Raw genomic sequence first — 25,392 nt, 5'->3', positions numbered from 1 at the left:
GTCTCTTCCCGTCGTATCTTGTGGCGCTGCTCTGGCGATAAAACGCCCCAAAGCCTAGCGTGTTGCAAGCCTGTGTTCATCAGAAATCGGAAATAAGCCCAGCGCATGACCTCGATTAGCCAGACGCTCGCCGCGCAATCGCCGCGGCTGACGCCCCGACGCGTGCCTGCTTCCGCCTATCTCATCGCCGGTGGCGTGCTGATTCTGTTCGTCGCGCTGGTGGCGCAGGCGTTTTTCCGCACGGGCCTTGCGAGCTGGTCGGTCGGCATTGTCTACATTGCGTATGATACCGCGCTGCTGATCTTCACGGGCACGAAGACCTGGCAGTTGATGCGCCCGGCACCTCCGCCCGCCCAGACCAGCGCCACCACGCACCGCCCCACGCTCGGCGTGATCATCGCCGCGCATAACGAAGCGGGCGTGCTCGGCATCACGATCGACACGCTCGCGCAGCAAAGCGACCCGCCTGATCTGATCCTCATCGCCGATGACGGCTCCAGCGACGATACGCCCGCCGAGCTTCTGCGCCTCTATGGCCTCACCCCCCCAGCGCTCGGCCAGATCAGCGACCCTGCCCCCGGCCTCCCCACGCTCCGCTGGCTGCGCGTCCCGCACGGTGGCAAGGCGCGCGCGCTCAATCAGGCGATCCAGCTGCTGGATACCGATGTGGTCCTGACGGTCGATGCCGATACCCTGCTCGACCCGCCCGCGCTCGCCGCGATGCGTGGTGCCTTCGCGGCTGAGCCCGCGCTCGTCGCCGCCACTGGCGTCCTCACCCCGATTTGCGGCCCCTCGCTGTCGGGGCGGATCTTCCAGTGGTTCCAGACCTATGAATATGTCCGCAATTTCCTGTCGCGCTATGCCTGGATGCGCGTCGATAGCCTGTTGCTGATCTCGGGTGCCTTTGCCGCATTCCGCAGGGATGCGCTGATCGCCGTCGGCGGGTTCGATCCCGCCTGCCTTGTCGAGGATTATGAGCTGATCCACCGCCTGCATCGCCATTCGACGGACAAGGGGCTCGGCTGGAAGGTCCGCGTCATTGGTGCTGCCACCGCCCGCACCGATGCGCCCGCCTCGCTGATGGCATTCCTGCGCCAACGCCGCCGCTGGTTCGGCGGCTATCTGCAGACGCAATATTGGAACCGCGACATGATCGGCAACCCGCGCTTCGGGTCGCTCGGCACTGCGCAAATGCCGGTCAAGACGCTCGATACGCTCCAGCCAATCTACGGCATCGCCGCCTTCATCATCCTTGGCGTGCTGGTGCTAAGCGGCAAGTTCATGCTCGCCTGGCCGATTCTGCTGGTGATGATCGCCAAGATCATTTTCGATCTCGCTTACCACCTCTGGTCGCTGCGCCTTTATGCGCGCTGGACCGGCCAGCGCGAGGGGCTGGGGCTCGGCTGGGCGATCATCGCCGCGATCCTCGAGCCCTTCACCTTCCAGCTCCTGCGCCACGCCGGCGCGACCTGGGGCTGGTGGATGGTGCTCACGGGCCGCGAGACCTGGGGGCGGCAGAAGCGGACGGCGATTGAAGGGGTGGGGCGGTAGGGGGGACTGGGCATTTCCAGGCCCTATCCCTTCAAAGGAGGGAAAAGTTCATTCCAACGCCCGACAATGCCAGTGCCCGGCCGTCCCGCGCCGGGCGTTTTGCTGCCGAATCCACTATAGTTCCACGCTGGGGCGTAGTGCACGATAAGTGCGTATTCAGCGGCAAATACCCACCACTCACTGCTAAAGGTCAAGTAACGGCATTGTACGTCCGCCAGATCAATATTTTGCCTTTTACGAATCTTGGAGATGTGCTCGGCTAAACGGGCACGCAGCGTTCGACCGCTCTTAGTAGTTTCTTTGGACGCTTTTCCCACATAAACGAGATTGCCCTTAAAATAGAGCGCGTACACTCCACTTTCCCGAGGGCCAACCCCTGGCTGGAGCGGCAATAACGGGCTGGCCTCAAGCTTCTCGATCACTTGAATTCGAATGCCCTCGTCCAAATCGAAGTCGAAGTGATGGGGGCTGTTCGAAAAATTCATGCCATACTTTTGCACATTGTGGTGCGGCGTGTCACCGGTGGCTGATAGGTGGCCTGTTTTAGATGCGAAGCGACATTCATAGCAATTACACGAGCAAGTTCCACAGGAACTGCGTTCCCAAGTTGACGCATCGCTTCTGACCATGAACCGAGCAGACGATAGCCGTCGGGAAAGGTTTGCAGCCGGGCACTTTCGCGAACGGTAAAGTAGCGGACAGACCCATCTGGCCTTGCCAGCATATTTTCGCCTCCGGGAACACCATGAACACCGGCTTTTAGGGTCTTGGCCGCTTCGTCAAGTGGGCTCCCGGTATGACCTGGATATGAGCGGGCACCCTGCTGGAAGCGATGATTTGCGAACTTCAGCGTGGAAGTCGTGGTAGGTTCGGGTAAATCGGCTATCGCGTCGCGAACAGTTCTCCAGGGCTTGGCCGACGGCCTTTCAAGCAACTTCATGCCACGATCATAGAGGCGGCAATCCAAATTTTGGTCGATCCGCGCAACTCGATGCCGATTCCAATAAGTTCCCTCGCGACATTGATCCCATAGCAAAGCCTCTAAAGAATGCGTTTCTTCTGGAAAGCTCCACTCAATCCCCAAGTCTGCACGAAAGCCAACGAAAACAACGCGCTCGCGCCTTTGTGGAACGCCGTAGTTTGCAGCATTTAGCACCCTCGGAACGACCCGGTATTGAAGGCCTGTTACAACTCCGGAGGTATGATGCTGCTCAAGTCTCGCAAGATGATCGTCCCACTCTTCATCCGGTCGCCCAGCGATCTCGGGGTAGTTCAATTGGAGCACGATGTAGGAAAAATAGGTAGCGAACGAAGCCCGGGTTAGTCCTTTGACGTTCTCAAAAATGAACGCCCTGGGTTCGATTTCGCGGACGACGCGTACGGCTTCAGGCCACATGTCGCGCGTGTCCTTGTGCGCGCGGTGTTTTCCACCAAGGGAGAAGGGTTGGCACGGGGGGCCACCGCTAACCAGGTCGACCTTACCACTCAGATCGCCAAAATTGATGCCGCGCACATCCGCTTCAATGGGATCGGGCCAGTGCGCTAAAGGGCTCTTAATTGTCTTTCGGTTCTCGCGAATTGTATCGCAGCACCAGCGATCCCATTCGACTACCCGCTCCGGCTTAAATCCTGCCTCAGCAATGCCCATGCCCAGCCCACCAGCACCAGCGAACAGTTCGACCGCCTTCATCATATGCCCTTTTAACTTAGAAGTGCCACCGGTTTGTTCTTTAATTGTTCTTTATGGCGCAACTGACATTTCTACAACAGGAAATCGCGGTCACTAGCTCCTCGATGGCCGCTCGGGAGTTCTGTATTAGCCCATAGTACTGGCACCCCCCTCACAAAAACCCCACCAACAACCACCCATTCAGCCCAATAATCACCCCCGCCACGCCCCACGCCGTCCATTTCAGCCACGCCGGGCTCGCCAATCCCCCCATCACCCGGCGGTCGCTGGTAAATGCCACCAGCGGCACCACCGCGAAGGGGAGTTGCAGGCTCAGCACCACCTGGCTCAGCACCAGCAGGTCGGTCGCGCCGCGGTCGCCGAGCGCGGCGATGACGGCGACGGCGGGGATGATCGCCAGCAGGCGCGTCGCCAGTCGCCGTGCCCAGACCGGGATTTTCAGGTCGAGAAAGCCCTCCGCCACGATCTGGCCGGCCAGCGTGCCCGTCACGGTCGAATTCTGCCCCGCCGCCAGCAGCGCGACCGCGAACACCACGCTCGCCGCGCCCGCGCCCAGCATTGGGCTCAGCAGGGCATAGGCCTGACCGATCTCGGCCACATCGTTGCGCCCCGCGACATGAAAGGTTGCCGCCGCCAGGATGAGGATCGCCGCGTTGATGAACAGCGCCAGCCCCAGCGCGATGCTGCTGTCGATTGTCGCCAGCCGAATCGCGTCGCGCTTGGCCGCGTCGTCGGTGTCGAAGGCGCGGGTCTGGACGATTGATGAGTGGAGATACAGGTTATGCGGCATCACCGTCGCGCCCAATATGCCGATCGCAATGTACAGCATCGCCGGGTCAGTCACGATCCGCGCGGTCGGTATCAGTCCGCCGGCAATTGCGGCCAGGTCGGGCTGCGCGATCCAGAGTTCATAGGCGAAACACCCCGCGATCACGACGAGCAGCGTGATGATGAACGCCTCGAGCAGGCGAAAGCCGTAATTCTGGAGCATCAGGATCAGCAGCACGTCGAACGCGGTGATCCCCACGCCCCACAGCAGCGGCAGCCCGAACAGCAATTGCAGCGCGATTGCGGTGCCCAGCACCTCGGCCAGATCACAGGCGATGATCGCAATCTCGCACAGCACCCACAGGCTAAAATTGACGGGGCGCGAATAGCGCGCGCGGCAGGCCTGGGCGAGGTCGAGCCCCGCTGCGATCCCCAGCCGCGCGGCGAGCGCCTGGAGCAGCATCGCCATCATGTTGGAGATGAGGATGACGGAGAGCAGCTGGTAACCGAACGCCGATCCACCCGCGATGTCAGTCGCCCAGTTGCCCGGGTCCATATAGCCGACCGCGACCAGATAGCCCGGCCCGCTGAACGCCAGCAGCCGCCGCCAGAAGGGCGCGCCTTTGGGGATCGCGATCGTGCGATAGCTCTCACTCAGCGAGGCACGGCGCGTCTCGGCTGCGTCGCTGCCGATCATCGCATAGGGATCACCGTCAAAGGGCGGGGGCGGGGCCATCAGCGCTTATTGGCGCGCCAATCGCGGCGCGTCCAATCAACAGTGCCGGTTCTGCCCGATCAGGTGCGATTGGCGGCACTCAGGACGGCGCGGACGCTTGCCGTGGCAATGTCGCTGTCCAGCCCGACGCCGAACACCGTCCGACCGCTGGCGGTGCGGCATTCGACATAAGCGACCGCCTGGGCATCGGCGCCATGGCCGATCGCATGCTCGCTATAATCGACGACATCGAGCGCCGGCCCGGTGCTGTCGCTCAGCGCGGCGATAACGCCAGAGATCAGGCCGTTGCCGCGCCCGGAGATTGATCGGTCCTCGCCGTCAATCGCGACATGGCCGATGAAGACGCGCTGACCGGCTGCCCCGGTCTCTTCATAATCGCGCAGCACGAAGCGATCCTTGGCACTGGGCAGATAGGTCGCTTCAAACAGCTGCCAGATATCGGCGGCGTTGAGCTCGCGGCTGGCTTCGTCGGCGAGCGCCTGGACATGGCGGCTGAAATCCGCCTGCAGCCGCTTGGGCAGTTTCAGCCCCTTATCCTGTTCGATCACCCAGGCGACGCCGCCCTTGCCGCTTTGCGAATTGACGCGGATCACCGCTTCATAGCTGCGCCCCAGATCGGCCGGATCGATTGGCAAATAGGGGACTTCCCAATGCGCATCGTTGCGCGCTTCCTGCGCGGCGAAGCCCTTTTTGATGGCGTCCTGATGCGATCCCGAAAATGCCGTGAACACCAGATCGCCCGCATAGGGGGTGCGCGGGTGGATCGGGATATGCGTGCAATATTCGACCGTCTTGACGATCGCATCAATGTCGGAAAAATCCAGTTTCGGGTCAACGCCTTGCGTGTACATGTTGAGCGCAACCGTTACCAAATCGCAATTGCCGGTGCGTTCGCCATTGCCGAGCAAACAGCCCTCGACCCGGTCGGCCCCGGCCATCAGGCCAAGCTCCGCCGCCGCGACCCCGGTGCCGCGATCATTATGCGTGTGGAGCGAGATTACCACGCTGTCGCGATTGGGAATGTTGCGCCCGAACCATTCGATCTGGTCGGCATAGATATTGGGCGTCGCGCATTCGACGGTGGCGGGCAGGTTCAAGATGATCGGGTGGTCGGGGGTGGGGCGCAGAATGTCCATCACTGCCGCGCACACCTCTACCGAGAAATCCAGCTCGGCAGTGGAAAAGGTCTCTGGGCTATATTGGAAATGCCAATCGGTATCGGGCTGGGCGGCGGCGCAATCGCGCAGGATCTTTGCGCCCTCCACCGCGATGCCGCGCACGTCGTCGCGGGTCATGCCGAACACGATCTTGCGCCAGGCCGGGCTGACGGCATTGTAGAGATGGACGATCGCGCGCGGGGCCCCGCGCAGCGATTCAAAACTTGTCTCGATCAAGTCACGGCGTGCCTGGGTCAACACCTGGATCGTGACATCTTCGGGGATCCGCCCCTCGGCAACCAGCCCGGAAATGAACCCATATTCGGTCGCGCCCGCGCTGGGAAAGCCGACCTCAATCTCCTTCATGCCGATTTTGCAGAGCAGATCGAACATCCGCGTCTTTTTCTCGGCATCCATCGGATCGATCAGCGCCTGGTTGCCATCGCGCAGATCGGTCGACAGCCAGCGCGGCGCGGCGGTGATGGTGCGTGATGGCCATTGCCGGTCGGGCAGGGCGATCGGTGGGAAGGGGCGATATTTGGCTGACGGATTGCTGTGCATCATGGTCTCGCTGGCTGCGGGGTCTGCGGTTCGGGTCGGTCCAGGCCCTTAGGCGGTTGATCGCGCGGGCAAGGGCGCACGCGATAGTGGCGCCTAAGGGCGCGTAAGTCGCAGCGACAGGAGCAGGATGCGCTCGGCCATGATCTCCCCCTAACGCGTCGGCGGGATGGCTGTCCAGCCTTGGCCTGCGGAAAGGCCAGTCATCGGCGGCCCAGCGCCGGCAAATCATGCCCTATTTGGGGGTGGCAATGTTATGCAGCGACATCCTCGCTGTGGCGATTCGCCGAAAGACTGGCTTGATCGGTCGTTGCTCGCGGGATGCCACCGGAATGCAGCAACGCCGCGCGCCGTTGCCCAACCTGCAACGATTCGAAGAGCTGCGCATAGCCTTGCGCCGCGTGCGACAGCCGGTTCGCGGAGAGGGCTGCGGCTGCTTCGACAATGCTCGGTCGGGGCTGGTGTTGCTGGTGATGGATCGCGGTGACCAACGCCGCGGCTGAGCTGTCAGCCGCCAGCGTGCCGAAGCTGCCAATCTGCGCCAGATCACGCAAATAATGAGAGCAATCGGTCGCGACAAAGGGCACGCCCGCAATCAGCGCTTCTGCCGCAACAGCTGGCCCGCCTTCATAGCGCGAACAGATCAGCAGCAGATCGGCATCACGCAAGATGGTCGATACATCCGGCCGATATCCGGTCAGCGTGATGTGCTCTTGCAAGCCATGCCGCGCAATCGCTCGCTCCAATTGGGGGCGTTCGCGCCCTTCACCGACGATCGTCAGATGGACCTTGGTGTCCGGCTGCATCGCCGCCACTACCTCAATCGCTAGGGCGAAGCGCTTTTGGGGCTCCAGCCGCCCGATACAGACAAGGTGGAGCATGTCCTTGGTCGAACGCCGTTGCGCAGGGGGTAACGGAACCACTGAATCGGCAAGAAACGGGTCTGGCACCGATTGCACTAGCATGTCAGGCAACAAGGCCTTTGCGTCATTCTTCAGGCCTGGCGTCATTGCCGCCAGCGCATCAATGCCGCTCACCAGCCGACGCAGGAAAAAGCGCTGTACAGCCTCCAGCAGCACGCCATTTCTGGCGATCAGCGGGTTGCTGATCTTGGCGACGATGGCCGCGTTGGGCAGCTGGCGGCGAAAGGCGCGCGCCAGGCCGAAATGATAATTGCCCGGCAGGAAAATAATGTCGGGGCGAAGCGGGGCAACCCGATCCGCCAATCGGCGGGCGAGCCGCCAGCGCGACAACAGGCTGCGCTCGATCGGCGGATCGAGCGCCACAATCGTCGCCCCAGCCGGGACATGAGCATCGCTTTCGCCGCTGGTGCTGCCCACGGCAATGGATACCCGGAACCCCATGTCAATCCAGGCACCAGCCAGCGTCATCGCAATTTTTTCCGTCCCGCCGGGATGGAAATCATGCATCGCAATCAGGATATGCGGCCGTGGCAAAAAAAACTGCATGGCATGGTCCGATAGAAACCGAAGCCCCCAAAGGGTTCGATTGTCGGACCTTCCATGCCAAGTCAAGCCACGCAGGTCGGACTGCCGCGTATCCTGATTTCGGTGTGGCTAGTTCTTCGCCTTGTCGACCAGCTTGTTGGCGCCGATCCACGGCATCATCGCGCGCAGCTCCGCCCCGACCTTTTCAATCGGGTGCGCGGCTGCGGCCTTGCGCGATGCCTTTAGTTCGGGCTGGCCGGCGCGGTTGTCGAGGACGAAATCTTTGACGAAGCGCCCCGCCTGAATATCAGCGAGCACGCGCTTCATCTCGGCCTTGGTCTCGGGCGTAATGATCCGCGGACCGGTTTTGATGTCGCCATATTCAGCGGTGTTGCTGATCGAATAGCGCATATTGGCGATGCCGCCTTCATAGAGCAGATCGACGATCAGTTTGGTTTCATGCAGGCATTCGAAATAGGCCATTTCCGGCGCATAGCCGGCCTCGACCAGCGTCTCGAAACCCGCCTGGATCAGATGGGTGATGCCACCGCACAGCACCGCTTGCTCGCCGAACAAATCGGTCTCGCATTCCTCGCGGAAGGTCGTTTCGATGATGCCGCTGCGGCCGCCGCCGACCGCGCTCGCATAGGACAGCGCCAGCGCCTTGGCATAGCCGTTGCCCGACCCGCCTTCGGCTTCTTGCGCGACCGCGATCAGGCAGGGGACGCCGCCGCCCTTTTGATATTCGCTGCGCACGGTGTGGCCGGGGCCCTTGGGCGCGATCATGATCACGTCGAGATCAGCCCGCGCCTCGATCAGCCCGAAATGCACGTTCAGGCCGTGCGCAAACGCAATCGTCGCGCCCTGTTTCAGGTTGGCGTGGAGATCATCGGCATAGATCGCCGCCTGATGTTCATCAGGGGCGAGGATCATCGTCACATCGGCCCAGGCGGCAGCCTCGGCATTGCTCATTACCTTGAAGCCCGCCGCTTCGGCCTTTTTCGCGGTGGCGGAACCGGGGCGGAGTGCGATCGCGACTTCTTTGACGCCGCTGTCGCGCAGATTCTGCGCATGGGCATGGCCTTGGCTACCATAGCCGACGACCGCGACCTTCTTGTCGGTGATCAGGTTCAGATCGGCGTCGCGATCGTAATAGACTTTCATTTCGGTAGCTCCCTTGTCCTGTTTCCGTCCCGTCACCCCGGACTTGTGCTGGGGCCCACCTCGCCGCCCGCAGTGCAGTGAATGGGGCGCAGTGGACCCCGGCACAAGTCCGGGGTGACGGCTAATGATGTGCGCGTCCTATGCCGCCTCTTTGCCCCGCGAAATGGCGACGATGCCGGTGCGCGCAACTTCGATCAGCCCGACCTCGCGCATCAGCTCAACGAATTTATCGATCTTTTCGGTGCCGCCGGTCACCTCAAACACGAAGCTCGACGTCGTCGCATCGACTACGCGCGCCCGGTAAACGTCCGCCAGCCGCAGTGCTTCGATCCGGTGATCGCCAGTACCCGCAACCTTGATCAGCGCCAGTTCGCGTTCGACATGCGCGCCGGCGGCGGTGAGATCGGTGACCTTGTGCACCGGCACCAGCCGATCAAGCTGCGCCACGATCTGTTCGAGCACCGGCGGGCTGGCCGAGGTGACGATCGTGATCCGGCTGACCGATTTGTCCTCGGTAATCTCGCTCACCGTCAGGCTCGCGATATTATAGCCACGCGCGGTGAACAGCCCGGCAATCCGCGCCAATATGCCCGGCTCGTTATCGACGATCACCGCCAGGGTATGGCGTTCGGCGTTTTCTTGCTTGATGTGCATCAGACCAGCGCCTTGGCTTCGTCGTCCATCACGCCGGTCACCTGATCAGCGGCCAGGATCATGTCGGTATGCGCCGCGCCTGATGGGATCATCGGAAAGCAGTTCGCGCTCTGCGACACCCGGCAATCGACCATTACCGGCCCGTCATAAGCCAGCATTTCGGATATGCCGCTCTCAAGCTCGCCCGGCTTTTCGATCAAAATGCCCTTCCAGCCATAAGCCTCGGCCAGCTTGACGAAATCGGGCAGTGAATCGCTATAGCTTTCGGCGTAGCGGCTTTCATAGGTCAGCTCCTGCCACTGGCGGACCATCCCCATATATTGGTTGTTCAGGATGAAGATCTTGACCGGCAAGCGATATTGCGTCGCGGTCGCCAGCTCCTGGATGTTCATCTGGATCGACGCCTCACCGGCAATGTCGATCACCAGCGCCTTGGGGTGGCCAAGCTGCGCGCCGATCGCGGCGGGCAGGCCATAGCCCATCGTGCCGAGCCCACCGCTCGTCAGCCATTTATTGGGCAGTTCGAAATCGAAATGCTGCGCGGCCCACATCTGGTGCTGGCCGACCTCGGTGGTGATGATCGGTGATCGTCTGTGCGTCGCCTCCCACAGCGCCCGGATGGCGCGCTGCGGCATGATCTCTGTCTTGGACTCAGCAAAGGCCAGGCTCTTCTTCGCGCGCCAGCCCTCGATCCGCTGCCACCAGTCGGTCAGGTCGGGCTTGGGGTGCTGCCGCGTCTTGTACACACGGATCATCGCCTCCAGCGCATAGCCGACATCGGCGATCACCGGCAGGTCGACCCGCACCGTTTTGTTGATGCTGCTGCGATCGATATCGATATGCGCCTTGCGCGAATGCGGGCTGAACGCGTCGAGCCGCCCCGTCACGCGATCATCGAACCGTGCCCCCATCGCGATGATCAAATCGGCCTGGTTCATCGCCCAATTGGCTTCATAAGTGCCGTGCATGCCCAGCATGCCGAGCCATTGCTTCGACGATGCCGGAAAGGCACCAAGCCCCATCAATGTCGATGTCACCGGCGCGCCCGTGATCTGCGCCAGTTCACGCAGCAACGTGCTCGCCGCCGGTCCGGCATTGATGATGCCGCCACCGGTATAGAAAACCGGGCGTTCAGCCGCCGCGAGCATATCAACCAATTGCTCAATCACGGCCGGATCGGGCTTGATCTGCGGGCGATAGGTTTTGTGCTTGATCGGGCCAGGCTTGGTATAGCGCGCCACCGCGACCTGCACGTCCTTGGGGATATCGACAACGACTGGGCCCGGCCGGCCCGATGTAGCGATATGAAAAGCCTCATGGATCACGCTGCCCAGCTTGGCCGGGTCCTTCACCAGATAATTATGCTTGGTGCAGTGGCGGGTGATGCCCACCGTGTCGGCCTCCTGAAAGGCATCGGTGCCGATCAGGGATGTCGGCACCTGGCCAGTGATCACCACCATCGGGATCGAATCCATCAGCGCATCGGTGATCCCCGTCACGGCATTGGTCGCGCCGGGGCCAGAGGTGACCAGCACCACGCCGGGCTTGCCGGTCGATCGCGCATAGCCCTCCGCCGCATGCGTCGCGGCTTGTTCATGACGGACCAGAATATGCTTGATCCGCCCGCCAGCCGCATTGTGACGGAACAGTGCGTCATAAATCGGCAGAACGGCGCCGCCAGGATAGCCGAATACGATCTCCACGCCGAGATCGCACAGCGCCTCGACAAGGATATCGGCTCCGGATTTCTCGGTCATCAGTCGTCCTTCGGGTTACTGCAGCGCAACAAAATTATGCGAAGCGCGCTGTTAGAGGTGTAAAAAATGCAGGTCAACCCTTTTTGCGTAATCTAGTTTCAATTTCGTTGCGCAGACTATTCGATTCTGTCGCGTCATTGGCGGCGCTATAGCGCGTGGGCGCGGTGGCGGCGATGGGTAAATTTGGGTGGGCATCGAGCGCGCTGAAATGCCGACGTCGCGAGTGAGAAATGCCCGACCGCGCCAACTAGCGGGGCTAAATCTGCTGGAGGTGCAGGGATAAGTATTTTCGCAGCAAGCGTCGCGTCGTTTCTCCCGGAAGTTGAGCGGGATCGCTTGAAAGCTTGTGAAAGAACGCGTCCCGCGTCTCCTTCAAGTTCGCAAAGATCGCAATATCCTGATTGGCTCCAGCCGGATCGAGCGCGCTCGCCATGATCGCAAACTTGTCTGCAAGGCGATATTTGTCCTTCATGACGATCCGCATGCGGTCGGCCACGTTCTGGGCGCTCTGCGGCAACGCGCTGCCAATCGCTGCGGTCCAGGACGCTTCATAGCGCTCGAACGTCGCACCCACCAAGATTTCGAGCCCGGCCCACGCGGAAATGAATGCGCTGAGTGACTGCAGTCGGCTTTCATGCGATTGCGCTAGAAGCCGAGGGACGTGGCGTAAATTCTTTGGTGCCTTGTCCAATGCGTGTGCCAGCATCACGGCCTCGGCCGCCTGATCGGGCAACAAGGAGGATTTCGAGGTTATGGTCATGCTCGCCTCAGGTGTCACGATGTAAACCGGACGATCGCTGCCCTTAGCGATCATCATATTCGCAATCCCGAGCGTCTTTCCGTCATGGACCACACCCTCGAATCCGGAGAGGCGAGCGCGCTCAATGCGGTGTGCCGGGTATTGCGGGCTGTATCGCCAAAGCTGGTGCCCGCCTCGGGGTCGAGGGAAAGAGCGAAATCGCCAAGATCGATCATGTGCTCCAGGTTGCGGTCGGCCAGCTCATGTTCGCAATCTATTACCTACAGCGTGCCGTCGCCCGTTTCAGCAAGCTGTCCGGCTGGTCCGGCGAAGATTGCGTCGAACCGTTGCCGCGCCGTTCGAACGGCGCAAAACCGTTACAAGTCCAATCCTGGCCTAACGTCCGGCTAGCCAGCCGCCGCAAAGTCGCGGTACACCCCCCGCCGCCACCCATCGAAAGCGAAAAACCCGCCATGAAATCCACCATCATCGCCTATTTCTCCGCAGCAATCGCGATGTTGGCGCTGGATTCCGTGTGGCTCGTTTTGACCGCAGACCGGCTGTATCGCGCCAATCTGGGTGATCTGATGATGCCGGGGTTTAATCTTGTCCCGGCCGGGCTGTTCTACCTGATTTACCTGATGGGCATCACCGTGCTGGCGATCCAGCCCGCGCTCGCCAGCGGGCGGGCGACGACCGCCATGTTTCGCGGCGCGGTGCTCGGCTTTGTGGCCTATGCCACCTATGATCTCACCAACCAGGCGACCTTGCGCGATTGGTCAACGGTGGTGACGGTCGCCGATCTGTGCTGGGGGACGTTCCTGACGGCGTCGGCGGCCAGCTTTGGCTATTGGGTCAGCCGCCGCTTCGCTGCGCCAGCGCGGTAGGGCCGCCCGCGCCGATCAGGGCTTTGCCGGGCGCAGCCGATAATGGCTGACGCCCCATTCCTCACCACCAGCATGGCCAAACAACCCGGCAGTGGCCAGGTAGAACAGCCGCCAGCGCCGCCGCCATAGCCGCGCATCCTTGCCGTACACCTCCACCAGGATGCGATCGATCTCGGCGATATTGGCATCGAAATTGGCGAGCCAGTCGATCGCGGTGCGCTGATAATGCGCGCCATTCCAGCGCCAGCTTTGCTCGACTTCAAAGCTTTGCGGGAAATGCCCGATCAGCCCGTGGCTCGGCATGATGCCGCCGGTGAAGAAATGCTGGGCGATCCAATCGGCCTTGTCATGCTGGTTGAAGCGGTATGGCTGGTTGCGATGCGTGAACACATGCACGAACATCCGTCCCTCCGGGTTCAGCCAGCCGCGTGCGCGGGCGAGCAATGTTTCCCAATTGGCCATATGTTCGAACATCTCGACCGAAACGATCCGGTCAGCGACGAAATCGGGCACGAAATCATTCATGTCCGCGGTAATGATCGTCACGTTGTTCAGGCCCAACGCCTTGACCTGCCCTTCAATATAGCCGCGCTGCGGGGCGGAATTGGAAACCGCGACGATCCGGGCATTGGGGAAGCGTTCGGCCATGAACAGCGTCAGCGAACCCCAGCCGCAGCCCAGCTCCAAGATGGTTTGGCCATCGGCGAGATCGGCATGCGCGACGGTTTCGGTCAGCGCCAGGATTTCGGCCTCGGCGAGCGTCTCTTTGCCCGTGGAATAGAGGCAGCAGCTATATTTGCGGCGCGGCCCCAGCGTCAGGCCGAAAAAGGCGGGCGGCAGTTCATAATGTTGTTGATTGGCGACATCGGCATGTTCGGCGATGGGATGATCGATCATTGCCCGCGCGAATTGCTCATCATTGGACGGTGCGCCCGCAAGTTTGCGCTTGGTCCGTGCGCACAGGAAATCGACGCCCAATTTGGTGATTGGATCGGGCAGGGGCGTCGATTCAGCGGCGCGCAGCGCCTTTTCAAGCAAGTTCATTGATACTCTTTCGCAGGGGAATTGACGGTTGGGGTTTTGGGGAGTGGCCAAAATGCCCGGACGCGCGCTTGATAATCGCGAAAGGCATCGCCGCGCGAGCGCAGCATATGCGCCTCCAGCGGCGGCAGGCCAGAGGCATAGACGAGCAGCAGATACATGAAGGCCGGGCCGGACATGGCGAGCCAGCCCCAGCCAAAGGCGCCGTCCGGCCCGATCGCAATCACGGCATAGGCCGTCCAGCTCAGCCATTCGAAAAAGTAATTCGGATGGCGTGACAGGCCCCATAAGCCGGTGTCGCAAATCTGTCCGCGATTGGCGGGGTTGGCGCGGAATCGGGTGAGCTGCTGATCGGCAACCCCCTCGCCAATCACCGCAATCACCAGGATCAGCGCGCCGACCAGATCCGACCAGGCAATCGCCGGGGCGGGGTTACGCGCGGCCAGCATGATCGCGCCGACCAGCAGCAGCGCCGCCGCTGCCTGAATCTGCAGGAAGATGAATAGCTGACGCGAAAAATCATCGCCCCATTCGCGGCGAAGCTCTGCATAACGCGGATCATCAGCATGTTTTGTGGTGCGGACCGCGATATGCAGGCCAAGCCGCAGCGCCCAACCGGCGACCAAAGCGGCGACCAGCCATTGCCGCGTGCCGGGCGGGCCATCAAGCGGGGCAAGCGCTGCAATAACACCCGCGATTCCGATCGCGAACGACCAGATTGCGTCGGTCCATCCGGATTGGCCCGGGCGGCGCGCAATCGCCCAGGCGCCGGCCATGACAGCCGACAGGAAGAGCGCGATAAGGAGGATTAGGGTGGCGAAGGTCATGGAATAGGATACGGGTGGACGACTTTTTTGGATGATCGTCCAGCAAAAGAAATCCAAAAAGCGACAGCGCTCGTATCTAATCGGGTAATGTGGGTGGGGAAAAGGCAGCGGGGGGCTGCGTCGTAATGCGATTTGAAAACGATGCCGTGCTTGATATTGCGATCGTAGGTAGCGGAATTTCCGGCCTTTCTGCCGCCTGGCTATTGGCGAAGCGCCACCGGGTTACCCTGTTCGAGGCTGATGGCCGGATCGGTGGCCATAGCCATACCGTGGTCGCACCCAGCGGCCCGGTCGATACCGGTTTCATCGTCTATAACGAATCGACCTATCCGAATCTGACGGCGCTGTTCGCGCATCTCGAGGTGCCGACCAAAGCGTCTGAGATGACGTTTTCGGTGTCGATCGACGATGGTCGGCTGGAATATGGTGCCAATGATCTGGGCAGCCTGCTCGCCCAGCGGCGCAATATCTTCCGTCCACGCTTCTGGTCGATGATGCGCGATCTGCTGCGTTTTTATCGCCAGGCACCGCGCGATCTTGCCGGTTTGGGGGACGAAAGCCTGACCGACTATCTTGACCGCGGCGGCTATGGCGTGGCGTTCCGCGAAGACCATCTTTACCCGATGGCCGCTGCGATCTGGTCGACACCGTCCACTGATATCCCGCTTTATCCCGCCGCCGCCTTTATCCGCTTCTGGGATAATCACGCGCTCTTCGAACTTGGCCAGCGCCCGATCTGGCGGACGGTTGATGGCGGCAGCCGGGAATATGTGAAGCGGCTGACCGCCGACTATGCCGATCGCATCATCCGGGACGCGCCGGTGCGCTCGGTTCGCCGTTCGGGTGGTCGCGTCGATATCACCACCGATCACGAGACCCGCCAGTTCGATCATGTCGTGCTGGCGTGCCATGCCGATCAGGCGCTGGCGATGCTGAGCGATGCTGATCCGGCTGAACAAGCCTTGCTCGGTGCCTTTGGTTATCGGTGTAACGATGCGGTGCTGCACAGCGATGCCGCGCTGATGCCGCAGCGCCGCCGAACCTGGTCGAGCTGGAACTATGCCGCCAGGGGTGCGGATGCGAACAAGCTATCGGTGACCTATTGGATGAACCGGTTGCAGGACCTGCCCGACAGCAGCCCCTTGTTCGTTACGCTCAATCCCTTGCGCGAGCCCGATCCGGCCAGCATCATCTGGCGCGGCATTTATGATCACCCGGTGTTCGATACCGCCGCCATCCACGCGCAGCAGCAGTTGTGGTCGTTGCAGGGCAACCGCAACAGCTGGTTTTGCGGCGCCTATTTTGGTGCAGGCTTTCACGAAGATGGGCTTCAGGCCGGGCTTGCCGTGGCGGAGCAACTCGGCGGGGTAGCGCGTCCTTGGAGCGTGGCCAATCCATCGGGGCGGATCCATGTGCACCCCGTTGATGCAGCCCCGTTGCTGGCGGTAGCATCATGACGCAATCGGCATTGTACCGGGGCAATGTGATGCACCAGCGGCACGGGCCGCGCCGCCACCGGCTTGATTATCGCCTGTTCATGCTGCTGCTCGATCTCGACGAGGTTGGCGCGCTTGGCCAGCGGTTGCGTTTTTTCTCGCGAAACCGGTTCAATCTGCTGTCGTTCAACGATCGCGATTATGGCGATGGATCGCGGGTGCCGCTTAGGGCGCAGATCGAACGGCATCTCGATGATGCCGGGCTGTCGATCAATGGCGGGGCGATCCGACTGCTGACGATGCCGCGCATGTTTGGCTTCGCTTTCAACCCGCTCAGCGTTTATTTTTGCTACCGGCCTGACGCGACGCTCGCCGCCATTCTCTACGAAGTGAACAATACTTTTGGGGAGCGGCACAGCTACCTGCTGCCGGTTGATCCCGCCGCCGGCCTGCCGGTCCGGCAGACGGTGCCCAAGGCGTTTCACGTATCGCCATTCATCGGCATGCAGATGGAGTATGCGTTTCGCGTATCGCCCCCGGCTGAACGGCTGGCCGTTGCGATTACCGGCACTGGCGCCAGTGGTGCGGTGATCACCGCCGCCCTTGTCGCGCACCGGCATGCGTTGACCGATAGGGCCTTGCTCCGCGCGCTGGCCGCTTATCCATTGATGACCTTGAAAGTGGTTGGCGGCATCATGTGGGAAGCCCTTAAATTGTGGATCAAGGGCGTGCCGCTCCAACCCAAACCTCCATCGCCCGGCCGCGTGATTACCGTGCCGACTGCCCAGGTGACCAAATCATGTATCTGAATGATGGCGGCATGCCCGCAACCCCCGATCCCATCCCCGTTGCTGCGCAGCGTGGGGCAGGCAATTGGCTCGCCCGCCGCGTGCTGCGCTATATCCATAAAGGGCGGCTGACGATCATTCTGCCCTCAGGAGAGGCTATTGCCCAAACCGGTGAGATGCCTGGGCATGATGCGACGCTGATCCTGCATCATCCTCGCGCGATCCGACGACTGTTGACGCGGGGCGATATGGGCTTTTTCGATGGCTATGTCGCTGGCGACTGGTCATCGCCCGATCTGGTCGCGCTGCTGACCCTGCTTGCTGATAATGTCGAACGGTTGCAGCAGACGATTGACGGGCTTGCCGTTGTTCGTCTCGCCAAAAGACTCCGCCATCTGGTGCGGCGCAATTCAAAGCGGGGCAGCCGGCGCAACATTTCTTTCCATTATGATCTGGGCAATGATTTCTACCGGCTCTGGCTGGATGAAAGCATGACCTATTCGTCGGCCTGCGCCGTCCAGCCTGGGCAAACGCTAGAAGACGCCCAACAGGCCAAGCTGGATGCCATTGCTGGCATGCTTGATCTCCACGGCAGCGAAACCGTACTGGAAATTGGTTGCGGCTGGGGCGCGCTTGCTGCCCATCTGGCACCGCTCTCCGCCAGCGTGACCGGGGTTACGCTATCGCGCGAACAGCTTGCCGTGGCCCGTGATCGGTGCGCCACCGCCGGCCTCAGCAATGTTGACCTGCGGTTGCAGGATTATCGCGATGTACCCGAACGCTTCGACCGGATCGTCTCGATCGAAATGATCGAAGCGGTGGGGGAGGCCTATTGGCCGGTATATTTTGATACGCTGCGCGCGCGGCTGGCACCCGGTGGCACGGCAGTGCTGCAAATCATCACCATGCGGGAGGATCTGTTCGATTCCTATCGAACCCGGAGCGATTTTATCCAGCAGCATGTTTTTCCGGGCGGGATGCTGTTGTCGCATGGCGTGATCGAACAGCAGGCGCAGCGCGTTGGGCTAACGCTTGATGGCATCACGACTTTCCGCGAAGGCTATGCCGCGACGCTGGCGGAATGGCGGCGGCGATTCACCGGTGCAGCCGATGAGGTTGCCAAATTGGGATTCGATCGCGATTTTTGTAGGCTCTGGACTTATTATTTGAGTTATTGTGAAGCGGGGTTCCGGACCGGCACCATTGATGTCGGGTTATATATCTTGAAGGGGTAAAGATGATTGATCGACGGCAGATGCTTGCAGGTGGCGCGTTGCTGCTGGCACTTCCGGATGTGGCGCGGGCTGGCCTTGCTGTGCCTTCCAGCAATCACCTGCGCTTCAACATTCTGCGTAAGGGATCAAAGCTCGGCACGCATGAGGTGACGATTACGCCAAGCGCTGGCGGGCTCACTGTCAATGTTGCGGTCGATCTTGCCTATTCGCTGCTCGGCGTCACGCTGTATCGCTATACCCATCGCGCGACAGAGGTCTGGTCGGGGGATCAGGTCGTCTCGCTCCGCAGCACGACCAACGACAATGGTGAAAAATATCAGCTGATCGGTCAGCGTGGGCCCGAAGGGCTGGCGATCCAGACCAACAAGGTTGCGCGCTATATCGCGCCGGCAAACGCGCTGCCCGCAACGCACTGGAACCAGCGCGAGCTTGATGGCCCGTGGATCAACACACAGGACGGCAAATTGATGCGGCCCAAGGTCAGCCCGCGGGGCATTGAAACCATCGTCGCCGGTGGCGGCAAGACGATCAAGGCTCACCGCTTTGCGCTGACGGGTGAGGTGCAGCTTGATATGTGGTATGATGACGATCTCGGCTGGTCCGGCCTCAGCTTTAACAAGGGAAAGACGCCGATCCGCTACGAACGGCAGTTCTAACCGGCTTTCCGCCTCGGTTGATCGCGATCAGCTTTTCACCCGCTACAGCCAGGCAGACAGCGCGGCATTGACGGCATCTGGTGCTTCCCAGGGCACGAAATGCCCGGCATCGATCGTCACCAGCGTCATCCCAGGCACCAGCGTCTCTAGCCCGACCAACTGGCTGGGCTTCAGCGCCGTATCGGCCATGCCCCAAATGATGAGCGCCGGCATGGCGAGCGCAGGAAAGGGCTTGTCGAGAAACGCCGGGCGGGGCGGCTCCTCATCCATGGCGGGCACGATGATCGGGCTGGCGCGATACCAGTTATACATCGCGGTCAGCGCGCCCGGCTGGCGCCATTGATCGAGATAATTGGCGCGTTCCTCGGCGAGCTTGGCCTGGTCAGCATGGCCGACAAAGGTCTTGGCGAAATAAGCCTCAACGCCGATGGCGGCGATATGCGCTTCAAGTGACGGGTTGCGGAATGCCCGGATATACTGGCTGGCGGCGCGCTGATCGGGATCATCGAACATCGTGCGCTGAAAGATCAGCGGATGCGGCGCGTTGATGATGATCAACCGCTCGACCCGGTCGGGCCGATTGAGCGCCGCCATCCACGCAACCGCGCCGCCCCAATCATGCCCCACCAGGGTGAAGCGATCCTTGCCGAAATGATCGGCCAGCGCCAGCACATCGCCAAGGAGCTTGGCAGGCGCATAATCGCTGACCTGCTCGGGCTTGGACGATCGCGCAAAGCCGCGCTGATCGGGGGCGATCACGAAATGGGTCTTGGCCAATTCGGGGATCTGGTGGCGCCAGGTGCGGTGCGATTCGGGAAAGCCGTGCAGCAGGATGATAGCTGGATTGGCGGGGTCGCCAGCGATGGCGACGTCAAGCTCAACCCCGGTCGGTAATGCAATGCGTGTAAGCGGAAAGGGTGGGATCATTTTCTCTCCTGACGCCGACGCGGGGTCGGGGGTTCATTACCGTTATTCCGGGTGGCTGATCGTGTTCGGCACCGCCGGAATCGGAATGAATTCGGCCTCGTCACCTAAAACCTTGGGGAAGCGGCCCGCTGTCCAGTCAGCCTTGGCCTGATTGATCCGATCCCGCCGTGATGAAACGAAGTTCCACCAGACATGGCGCGGGGTCGCAAAGGCCTCTCCGCCGCAGAGCATTACTTGGGCGCCACGGGCCGAGCGCAGGGTCGCCCTGTTGCCCGGTTTGAGCACATAAAGCGTCATTGGATCGAGCGTCATCCCGTCCAGGCTGGCGTCGCCGATGGCAACATAAAGCGCGCGCTCATCGGTGCTGGCATCGATCGGGATGCTGCCGCCCGCATCAAGCTTGATGTCGGCATAAATCGTCTGCGCATAGGTCGTGGTCGGGGCGGTCGCGCCCCATAGCGATCCCATGATGATGCGCGCATGCGCGCCGCTGCCCTCGATAACCGGGAGATCGGCGCGCGCGACATGTTCAAAGGCAGGGGCCATTTCTTCGTCGGCTTCGGGCAAGGCAAGCCAGGTCTGGATTCCCGACAATGTAGGTCCAGCGGCGCGCGCGCTGGCCGGCGAGCGCTCCGAATGGACGATGCCATGGCCTGCGGTCATTAGGTTGACCGCGCCCGGTTCAATCGTAGCGAAGCTGCCGATCGAATCGCGGTGATCAATCGCCCCGCTGAACAAATAGGTTACGGTGGCGAGATTGATATGGGGGTGCGGCCGAACATCGATTCCCGTGCCGACCGCGAGCGTCGCGGGGCCCATCTGATCGAAGAAGATGAACGGCCCCACCATTGTTCGCGGGCGCGCTGGCAAGGTGCGGTGCACCTTGAAGCCGCCCAGATCATGGCTGGTCGGTAGGATCGTTTCCAGGATTGGGGAATCGGTCATGATGCGCGCTCCAGCAAGCGGTTCAGCATATCGACAATGTCTTCGGGGAAAATTTTCTCGGGCCAATTTGCCAGTTCCGCCCGGGTGAACCAGCGCCAACCCGCCATGACGCGCTTTTCCAGCGGCGTATGGCCATGGGTGGCAATTTCGGTGGTTTCCGTGCGGATCAGGAAATAGCGTTCGTCCGCGAAGACCGGCACCCCTTCCAAGGTGATGAACGTCACTTCGCGACGGGCAATTTCCGGCCCGGGATCAAGATCAAAGCCGGTTTCCTCAAGTAACTCGCGCCGGGCGGCGGCTTCATAACTCTCGCCCGGATCACAGCCGCCGCCCGCCGTCGCCCAAAAGGGCGCGCGATCATCCGCCGCAAAACGAAACATCAGCAGCCGGTCTTGCGGATCAAGCAGCAGCAACCGTGCCGCCGGGCGGGGCAGGCGCGCGCTCACGCCTCCTCGGGTGCCTTGGCCTTGATCACCAGCGCATGAACGGTGCCGTCCATCAGATCCCCCAGTGCCTGATTGACGAGCCGCTGCCGCGCCACCCGCGATTGGCCAACAAAGGCTGCACTTTCGATCACCACGGTGAAATGCGATTCGCCTGATCCGTCATCCCCCATATGCCCGGCATGGCTGGCGCTATCGTTGATGATTTCGAGCAGGCTGGGCTCAAGCGCGCGGGCAAGGCGCACAGCGATTTGGGTGGCAACGGGGCCAGTGGCAGCATTTGTCATCCGCCCTATATAAGCCGTTTTAGGATTTCGGGGAGCCACGTGACGCACGAGCGTGAAAAGAAGGATCGGCCAGCGCAGCGCTTCCATGGACGCGTGGGTGATAGTGGCCGGCCCTGTATGGAACCGGGCTGTGAGTCCCCCGGCGAATTCCGCGCGCCACCGCCCGAAGGGGTAAGCCAGCGCGATCAGCCGGCCGCCTATCGTTGGTTCTGCCTTGATCACGTCCGCGCCTTCAACGCGCGGTATAATTTCTTCGCCGGGATGAGCGTGGATGAGATTTCAGCCGCGCAGCGCCCCTATGCAGGGTGGGAACGCGAAACGCGCGCCTTTGCAACGGGTGGGGCGGACCGGCCGCCGCCCTGGGCGGATTTCAGCGATCCGCTTGATGCGATCGGTGCCCGCTTCCGCGCCCGTGCTGCCGCCGATCGCAAGGATGGGCGGCCCTTGTCGGAAGGTGACCGCCGGGCGCTGAAGGTGCTTGGCCTGGGCACGGATGTCGACCGGCGGGCGCTGCGCGAACGCTATGCATCGCTGGTTCGCCAATATCATCCCGATCGCAATGGCGGAGACCGCAGCTTTGAAAAAAAGCTGCAGGACGTGATCGCCGCTTATCAGCAGCTAAAGGGTGCAGCTGCCTTTGCCTGATGGCTCGCCGCCAATTGATGGCGGAGTGCGCAATGGCATCTCGACTTGGCGCGATTCATCGGGCTAGGGGGAGGACTCACTAAAGGCCGATATGATGACCAACATTCCGAATACCCAGCCCGACAGCCGTGACACGACGATCATGGAGGCGCCCGACAAGATGGTGAAGGTCCGCGAGATGTTCGGCATCGATTCGGACATGGAGGTCCCCGCCTTCTCCGAAGCCGATGAGCGCGTGCCCGATCTCGATCCGGCCTATGTCTTCGACGCCGATACCACGCTGGCGATCTGCGCCGGCTTCGCGTTCAACCGGCGGGTGATGGTGCAGGGTTATCACGGCACCGGCAAATCGACGCATATCGAACAGGTTGCCGCGCGGCTGAAATGGCCGTGTATCCGGATCAACCTCGACGCGCATATCAGCCGCATCGATCTTGTTGGGCGCGACGCGATCGTGCTCAAGGACGGCCAGCAGGTCACCGAATTCCGCGAAGGCCTGCTCCCCTGGGCGCTGCAGACGCCGACGGCCCTGGTATTCGACGAATATGATGCCGGTCGCCCCGACGTGATGTTCGTCATCCAGCGCGTGCTGGAGACCGAAGGCAAGCTGACCCTGCTCGACCAGAATCGCGTGATCCGCCCCAACCCCTATTTCCGTCTGTTCGCGACCGCGAATACGGTTGGCTTGGGCGATACCAGCGGGCTCTATCACGGCACGCAGCAGATCAACCAGGGCCAGATGGACCGGTGGAACATCGTCGTCACGCTCAACTATCTGCCCGCCGCGGTTGAGGCACAGATCGTGCTCGCCAAATCGGGCGAATATGACAAGCCGCACGGCAAGCAAGTCGTCGACAACATGGTCCGCGTGGCCGACTTGACGCGCAAAGGCTTTATCAACGGCGACATTTCGACGGTCATGAGCCCGCGTACCGTCATCACTTGGGCGCAAAACGCGCTGATCTTCGGCGATGTCGGCTTTGCATTCCGCCTGTCGTTCCTCAACAAATGCGATGAGGCCGAACGGGCACTGGTCGCCGAATATTATCAGCGTGTGTTCGGCAAGGACTTGCCCGAAAGCGTAGTCGGCAAGGGGTGATTGCAAAACATGCAATCGTGCGTGAGCCGGACGCACGGCGTCCGGTTTCGCTTTCGCGCCGCCAGCGAAACGACTAATTACCCTGCTGTCCGGATGATTTTGAGGAGCAGGCAGACAGACGCTTTGGCTTGAGCTTGATGATGGTGGCGGTCCGATGTTTGGACTGGTCCCGCGATTTGGCTGTTGCTTGTGTCGTCCCGCCTGCGCTCCCGACAAGGGCGCATCCGCCCGACCCACATTCCTACCGATCGATTCCATACGTGTTCATCGAGCACAGACCCGTTGCGTCGCCTGCGTCGGACGTACCGACTTGGGGGCGGCTTCCCCCGATGATGGAGACGATGATGAACGACGAACAGGGATATCGCAGCCCTAGCCTGGTCCGCAGGCGCGGCATTGGCCGTGCGATAATTGCCGTCCTGGGCACGTTTGCGGTAATCGGTATTTTTATGAGCAGCTTTGCCCGGGTCCAGCCCGGCAATGTTGGCATTCGCGTGAACAACATCGCGGGCGGCGTGTCCCCCAACTCGCTATCGGTGGGCTGGTATTTCTCGCCGCCGGGCACGCATATCTATGAATATCCGGTTTTCACGCGCACCTATACCTGGACGGCAAGCGCGACCGAACAAAGCCCGATCGACGAAAGCTTTAGCTTTCAGGACAAGAATGGCCTGTCGCTCAGAGCCGATGTGGCGGTCAGCTATCATGTGGATCCAGTAAAGGCGTCGATCCTGTTCCAGCGCTATCGTACCGACATGGACCAGATCATTGCTGGTCCGCTCCGCAATGCCATTCGCAACGCCATCGTCGAGCGGGCGGCTCAGCTTGGCGTCGAGCAAATCTATGGCGACCACAAAGCGGAGCTGATCAACACCGCGCGGCAGCGGGTGCAGGCCTTTTTTGCGCCGGTCGGGTTGCAGGTCGAGCAAATCTACTGGGCGGGCAATATCGCCGTGCCGCAGGCGGTACTGGAACAGATCAACGCGAAGATCGCCAATGAACAAGCGGCGCTCGCAGCGCAAGCCAATGTCGCGACCGCGACCGCTAATGCCAATGCGCGCATCCAGAAGGCGCGCGGCGATGCCGAGGCGATCCAGGTTGAGGCGGAGGCGATCCGGACCAATCCAGAAATCGTCAAGCTTCGGGCGGTCGAGAAATGGGACGGCAAGCTGCCGACCTATACCGGCGGCGGGCCGCTGCCCTTTATCGACGTGAAATGAGCAGGGCGCGCCGACGGTTCTGCCGTCGGCGCGTTTTGCACGGGGCCGCTTTCTTTTGCTGTCGATCGGCTGGCCCAGCCGCGTGATCGCCAACGCAACGCCCCCTGATCGGCAAGGATTTATCCGAGAGCGTTGTCGGCGAAGGTTGACGATACAGTGCGCTCAGGCCAGCCTCATCAATGCTGGGAACGCACCACGGGCCCGCTGATTTCACCGCCATTGAAGGCATCGGTATGGATGTTCAGCACGATTGAACCGCCTTCCATGGCAGTCATGAACTGATCAAAGCTGGCCTTTGATCCCAATGTGGCCATGCCTTCTGCATAGGGCCGTGCCCCGGTATCGACCGAAAATCCGTCTGCAGTGGCGGTGTAACTGGGGCCGAACGGCAGCGGGAAGGCGAGCATCGACGCATTCGGGTCGCTCAGATCGGTACTGGCATATTGATGGAGATGGACCGGGCCGATCGGTGCGGCCACCAGATTATCCCAAAGCCCGCCAATCGATATGCCGACAACCTTTAGCTGCACCGAAACGGTTTGGGCGACCGCATCCACCTTGATGATGGCCGTCGCCGTTGCGGGGGAGCCAGTGTGTGCCGATACCGAATTGCCGCTCAGGGCTGCGGTGAAACTGGTCTGTTTGGCCTGTGCCATCGCCGGAATCGTGACGGCAGCGACCACCATGGCAGCGCGTAGGTACATTTTCATTACGTCGTCCTCCCGGTCATGAGC

General features: G+C 61.4%; 25 protein-coding genes. 9 read left to right on the top strand and 16 right to left on the bottom strand.

What is annotated here, in order from left to right:
• The first annotated feature begins 105 nt into the window (after positions 1-105).
• Positions 106-1,551, top strand: a complete 1,446-nt coding sequence (locus B7Y43_RS17775) for a glycosyltransferase family 2 protein (protein ID WP_374133016.1) — start codon at positions 106-108, stop codon at positions 1,549-1,551.
• A gap of 23 nt (positions 1,552-1,574) precedes the next feature.
• Here B7Y43_RS17775 and B7Y43_RS17770 read toward each other — a convergent pair whose 3' ends face one another.
• From B7Y43_RS17770 to B7Y43_RS17730, 9 genes are all read right to left on the bottom strand, one after another.
• Positions 1,575-2,036: an Eco29kI family restriction endonuclease gene (locus B7Y43_RS17770; RefSeq protein WP_374133015.1), complete on the bottom strand. Its 462-nt coding sequence runs from the start codon at positions 2,034-2,036 to the stop codon at positions 1,575-1,577.
• A complete protein-coding gene (locus B7Y43_RS17765; protein WP_374133014.1) occupies positions 2,033-3,244 on the bottom strand; it encodes a DNA cytosine methyltransferase in 1,212 nt (403 codons plus the stop codon). Before B7Y43_RS17765 ends, B7Y43_RS17770 begins: the two co-directional genes overlap by 4 nt.
• Before the next feature lie 148 nt (positions 3,245-3,392).
• Entirely contained in the window at positions 3,393-4,745 is a 1,353-nt protein-coding gene (locus tag B7Y43_RS17760) for a divalent metal cation transporter (protein ID WP_374133013.1), read from the bottom strand.
• Between the two features lie 59 nt (positions 4,746-4,804).
• Positions 4,805-6,466 (bottom strand): 2-isopropylmalate synthase, encoded by a 1,662-nt coding sequence (leuA, locus tag B7Y43_RS17755; RefSeq protein WP_374133012.1) that lies wholly within the window; start codon positions 6,464-6,466, stop codon positions 4,805-4,807.
• A 248-nt stretch (positions 6,467-6,714) separates the two neighbouring features.
• The gene (locus tag B7Y43_RS17750; RefSeq protein ID WP_374133011.1) at positions 6,715-7,929 is read right to left on the bottom strand and encodes a glycosyltransferase; all 1,215 of its coding nucleotides are present in this window, start codon (positions 7,927-7,929) and stop codon (positions 6,715-6,717) included.
• Positions 7,930-8,037: 108 nt separating this feature from the next.
• Positions 8,038-9,072 (bottom strand): NADP-dependent ketol-acid reductoisomerase, encoded by a 1,035-nt coding sequence (gene ilvC, locus B7Y43_RS17745; protein ID WP_374133010.1) that lies wholly within the window; start codon positions 9,070-9,072, stop codon positions 8,038-8,040.
• Between the two features lie 138 nt (positions 9,073-9,210).
• Positions 9,211-9,726: an acetolactate synthase small subunit gene (gene ilvN / locus B7Y43_RS17740; RefSeq protein ID WP_374133009.1), complete on the bottom strand. Its 516-nt coding sequence runs from the start codon at positions 9,724-9,726 to the stop codon at positions 9,211-9,213.
• Positions 9,726-11,483, bottom strand: coding sequence for an acetolactate synthase 3 large subunit (locus B7Y43_RS17735; RefSeq protein ID WP_374133008.1), 1,758 nt, complete (start codon positions 11,481-11,483; stop codon positions 9,726-9,728). The genes ilvN and B7Y43_RS17735 overlap by 1 nt, the downstream gene beginning before the upstream one ends.
• 256 nt (positions 11,484-11,739) lie before the next feature.
• Complete coding sequence (locus B7Y43_RS17730) at positions 11,740-12,300, bottom strand: hypothetical protein (protein WP_374133007.1); 561 nt, start codon at positions 12,298-12,300, stop codon at positions 11,740-11,742.
• Positions 12,301-12,695: 395 nt separating this feature from the next.
• Here B7Y43_RS17730 and B7Y43_RS17725 point away from each other — a divergent pair, with 395 nt between their 5' ends.
• Positions 12,696-13,109 (top strand): DUF2177 family protein, encoded by a 414-nt coding sequence (locus B7Y43_RS17725; protein ID WP_374133006.1) that lies wholly within the window; start codon positions 12,696-12,698, stop codon positions 13,107-13,109.
• A gap of 15 nt (positions 13,110-13,124) precedes the next feature.
• Here B7Y43_RS17725 and B7Y43_RS17720 read toward each other — a convergent pair whose 3' ends face one another.
• The gene (locus B7Y43_RS17720; RefSeq protein ID WP_374133005.1) at positions 13,125-14,153 is read right to left on the bottom strand and encodes a cyclopropane-fatty-acyl-phospholipid synthase family protein; all 1,029 of its coding nucleotides are present in this window, start codon (positions 14,151-14,153) and stop codon (positions 13,125-13,127) included.
• Entirely contained in the window at positions 14,150-14,977 is an 828-nt protein-coding gene (locus B7Y43_RS17715; RefSeq protein WP_374133004.1) for a DUF1295 domain-containing protein, read from the bottom strand. The genes B7Y43_RS17720 and B7Y43_RS17715 overlap by 4 nt, the downstream gene beginning before the upstream one ends.
• Before the next feature lie 125 nt (positions 14,978-15,102).
• On the opposite strand from B7Y43_RS17715, the gene B7Y43_RS17710 reads away from it, so the two are divergent.
• From B7Y43_RS17710 to B7Y43_RS17695, 4 genes are read left to right on the top strand one after another with little or no spacing between them, the layout of a single operon-like run.
• Complete coding sequence (locus B7Y43_RS17710; protein WP_374133003.1) at positions 15,103-16,434, top strand: NAD(P)/FAD-dependent oxidoreductase; 1,332 nt, start codon at positions 15,103-15,105, stop codon at positions 16,432-16,434.
• Complete coding sequence (locus tag B7Y43_RS17705; protein ID WP_374133002.1) at positions 16,431-17,222, top strand: DUF1365 domain-containing protein; 792 nt, start codon at positions 16,431-16,433, stop codon at positions 17,220-17,222. The genes B7Y43_RS17710 and B7Y43_RS17705 overlap by 4 nt, the downstream gene beginning before the upstream one ends.
• Positions 17,213-18,436 (top strand): class I SAM-dependent methyltransferase, encoded by a 1,224-nt coding sequence (locus tag B7Y43_RS17700; protein ID WP_374133001.1) that lies wholly within the window; start codon positions 17,213-17,215, stop codon positions 18,434-18,436. Before B7Y43_RS17705 ends, B7Y43_RS17700 begins: the two co-directional genes overlap by 10 nt.
• Before the next feature lie 2 nt (positions 18,437-18,438).
• Entirely contained in the window at positions 18,439-19,092 is a 654-nt protein-coding gene (locus tag B7Y43_RS17695; RefSeq protein WP_374133000.1) for a DUF6134 family protein, read from the top strand.
• Positions 19,093-19,134: 42 nt separating this feature from the next.
• On the opposite strand, the gene B7Y43_RS17690 is transcribed toward B7Y43_RS17695, so the two are convergent.
• Genes B7Y43_RS17690 through B7Y43_RS17675 form a run of 4 tightly spaced genes read right to left on the bottom strand, consistent with a single transcriptional unit; the run spans position 19,135 to position 21,694 of the window.
• On the bottom strand, positions 19,135-20,019 hold the full coding sequence (locus B7Y43_RS17690) for an alpha/beta fold hydrolase (RefSeq protein ID WP_374132999.1): 885 nt from the start codon (positions 20,017-20,019) through the stop codon (positions 19,135-19,137).
• A gap of 42 nt (positions 20,020-20,061) precedes the next feature.
• Entirely contained in the window at positions 20,062-20,964 is a 903-nt protein-coding gene (locus B7Y43_RS17685) for a pirin family protein (protein ID WP_374132998.1), read from the bottom strand.
• Positions 20,961-21,410, bottom strand: a complete 450-nt coding sequence (locus B7Y43_RS17680) for an NUDIX hydrolase (RefSeq protein ID WP_374132997.1) — start codon at positions 21,408-21,410, stop codon at positions 20,961-20,963. Before B7Y43_RS17680 ends, B7Y43_RS17685 begins: the two co-directional genes overlap by 4 nt.
• Positions 21,407-21,694 carry a BolA family transcriptional regulator gene (locus B7Y43_RS17675; protein WP_374132996.1) on the bottom strand — a complete coding sequence of 96 codons (288 nt, stop codon included), beginning with the start codon at positions 21,692-21,694 and terminating at the stop codon, positions 21,407-21,409. Before B7Y43_RS17675 ends, B7Y43_RS17680 begins: the two co-directional genes overlap by 4 nt.
• A gap of 39 nt (positions 21,695-21,733) precedes the next feature.
• On the opposite strand from B7Y43_RS17675, the gene B7Y43_RS17670 reads away from it, so the two are divergent.
• The 3 genes from B7Y43_RS17670 to B7Y43_RS17660 all read left to right on the top strand — a co-directional run bounded on the left by B7Y43_RS17670 (position 21,734) and on the right by B7Y43_RS17660 (position 24,658).
• Positions 21,734-22,339: a J domain-containing protein gene (locus tag B7Y43_RS17670; RefSeq protein ID WP_374132995.1), complete on the top strand. Its 606-nt coding sequence runs from the start codon at positions 21,734-21,736 to the stop codon at positions 22,337-22,339.
• A 94-nt stretch (positions 22,340-22,433) separates the two neighbouring features.
• Positions 22,434-23,438 (top strand): cobaltochelatase subunit CobS, encoded by a 1,005-nt coding sequence (cobS, locus tag B7Y43_RS17665; RefSeq protein WP_374132994.1) that lies wholly within the window; start codon positions 22,434-22,436, stop codon positions 23,436-23,438.
• A 344-nt stretch (positions 23,439-23,782) separates the two neighbouring features.
• Positions 23,783-24,658: an SPFH domain-containing protein gene (locus B7Y43_RS17660; RefSeq protein WP_374132993.1), complete on the top strand. Its 876-nt coding sequence runs from the start codon at positions 23,783-23,785 to the stop codon at positions 24,656-24,658.
• Positions 24,659-24,834: 176 nt separating this feature from the next.
• Here the strand turns inward: B7Y43_RS17660 and B7Y43_RS17655 are convergent, their stop codons facing one another.
• Positions 24,835-25,368, bottom strand: coding sequence for a CHRD domain-containing protein (locus tag B7Y43_RS17655; RefSeq protein ID WP_374132992.1), 534 nt, complete (start codon positions 25,366-25,368; stop codon positions 24,835-24,837).
• Positions 25,369-25,392 lie beyond the last annotated feature (24 nt).

It is taken from the genome of Sphingomonas sp. 28-62-20 (assembly GCF_002281505.1).
Note: the sequence above shows the minus strand (reverse complement) of the source record. Positions and strands in the feature narration are given on the sequence as shown.

What these genes read in the sequence shown, in the direction of transcription:
- B7Y43_RS17775 (WP_374133016.1), top strand. Translation starts at nt 106, where the DNA reads ATGACCTCGATTAGCCAGACGCTCGCCGCGCAATCGCCGCGGCTGACG.
- B7Y43_RS17770 (WP_374133015.1), bottom strand. Translation starts at nt 2,036, where the DNA reads ATGAATTTTTCGAACAGCCCCCATCACTTCGACTTCGATTTGGACGAG.
- B7Y43_RS17765 (WP_374133014.1), bottom strand. Translation starts at nt 3,244, where the DNA reads ATGATGAAGGCGGTCGAACTGTTCGCTGGTGCTGGTGGGCTGGGCATG.
- B7Y43_RS17760 (WP_374133013.1), bottom strand. Translation starts at nt 4,745, where the DNA reads ATGGCCCCGCCCCCGCCCTTTGACGGTGATCCCTATGCGATGATCGGC.
- leuA (WP_374133012.1), bottom strand. Translation starts at nt 6,466, where the DNA reads ATGATGCACAGCAATCCGTCAGCCAAATATCGCCCCTTCCCACCGATC.
- B7Y43_RS17750 (WP_374133011.1), bottom strand. Translation starts at nt 7,929, where the DNA reads ATGCAGTTTTTTTTGCCACGGCCGCATATCCTGATTGCGATGCATGAT.
- ilvC (WP_374133010.1), bottom strand. Translation starts at nt 9,072, where the DNA reads ATGAAAGTCTATTACGATCGCGACGCCGATCTGAACCTGATCACCGAC.
- ilvN (WP_374133009.1), bottom strand. Translation starts at nt 9,726, where the DNA reads ATGCACATCAAGCAAGAAAACGCCGAACGCCATACCCTGGCGGTGATC.
- B7Y43_RS17735 (WP_374133008.1), bottom strand. Translation starts at nt 11,483, where the DNA reads ATGACCGAGAAATCCGGAGCCGATATCCTTGTCGAGGCGCTGTGCGAT.
- B7Y43_RS17730 (WP_374133007.1), bottom strand. Translation starts at nt 12,300, where the DNA reads ATGATGATCGCTAAGGGCAGCGATCGTCCGGTTTACATCGTGACACCT.
- B7Y43_RS17725 (WP_374133006.1), top strand. Translation starts at nt 12,696, where the DNA reads ATGAAATCCACCATCATCGCCTATTTCTCCGCAGCAATCGCGATGTTG.
- B7Y43_RS17720 (WP_374133005.1), bottom strand. Translation starts at nt 14,153, where the DNA reads ATGAACTTGCTTGAAAAGGCGCTGCGCGCCGCTGAATCGACGCCCCTG.
- B7Y43_RS17715 (WP_374133004.1), bottom strand. Translation starts at nt 14,977, where the DNA reads ATGACCTTCGCCACCCTAATCCTCCTTATCGCGCTCTTCCTGTCGGCT.
- B7Y43_RS17710 (WP_374133003.1), top strand. Translation starts at nt 15,103, where the DNA reads ATGCGATTTGAAAACGATGCCGTGCTTGATATTGCGATCGTAGGTAGC.
- B7Y43_RS17705 (WP_374133002.1), top strand. Translation starts at nt 16,431, where the DNA reads ATGACGCAATCGGCATTGTACCGGGGCAATGTGATGCACCAGCGGCAC.
- B7Y43_RS17700 (WP_374133001.1), top strand. Translation starts at nt 17,213, where the DNA reads ATGTATCTGAATGATGGCGGCATGCCCGCAACCCCCGATCCCATCCCC.
- B7Y43_RS17695 (WP_374133000.1), top strand. Translation starts at nt 18,439, where the DNA reads ATGATTGATCGACGGCAGATGCTTGCAGGTGGCGCGTTGCTGCTGGCA.
- B7Y43_RS17690 (WP_374132999.1), bottom strand. Translation starts at nt 20,019, where the DNA reads ATGATCCCACCCTTTCCGCTTACACGCATTGCATTACCGACCGGGGTT.
- B7Y43_RS17685 (WP_374132998.1), bottom strand. Translation starts at nt 20,964, where the DNA reads ATGACCGATTCCCCAATCCTGGAAACGATCCTACCGACCAGCCATGAT.
- B7Y43_RS17675 (WP_374132996.1), bottom strand. Translation starts at nt 21,694, where the DNA reads ATGACAAATGCTGCCACTGGCCCCGTTGCCACCCAAATCGCTGTGCGC.
- cobS (WP_374132994.1), top strand. Translation starts at nt 22,434, where the DNA reads ATGACCAACATTCCGAATACCCAGCCCGACAGCCGTGACACGACGATC.
- B7Y43_RS17660 (WP_374132993.1), top strand. Translation starts at nt 23,783, where the DNA reads ATGAACGACGAACAGGGATATCGCAGCCCTAGCCTGGTCCGCAGGCGC.
- B7Y43_RS17655 (WP_374132992.1), bottom strand. Translation starts at nt 25,368, where the DNA reads ATGAAAATGTACCTACGCGCTGCCATGGTGGTCGCTGCCGTCACGATT.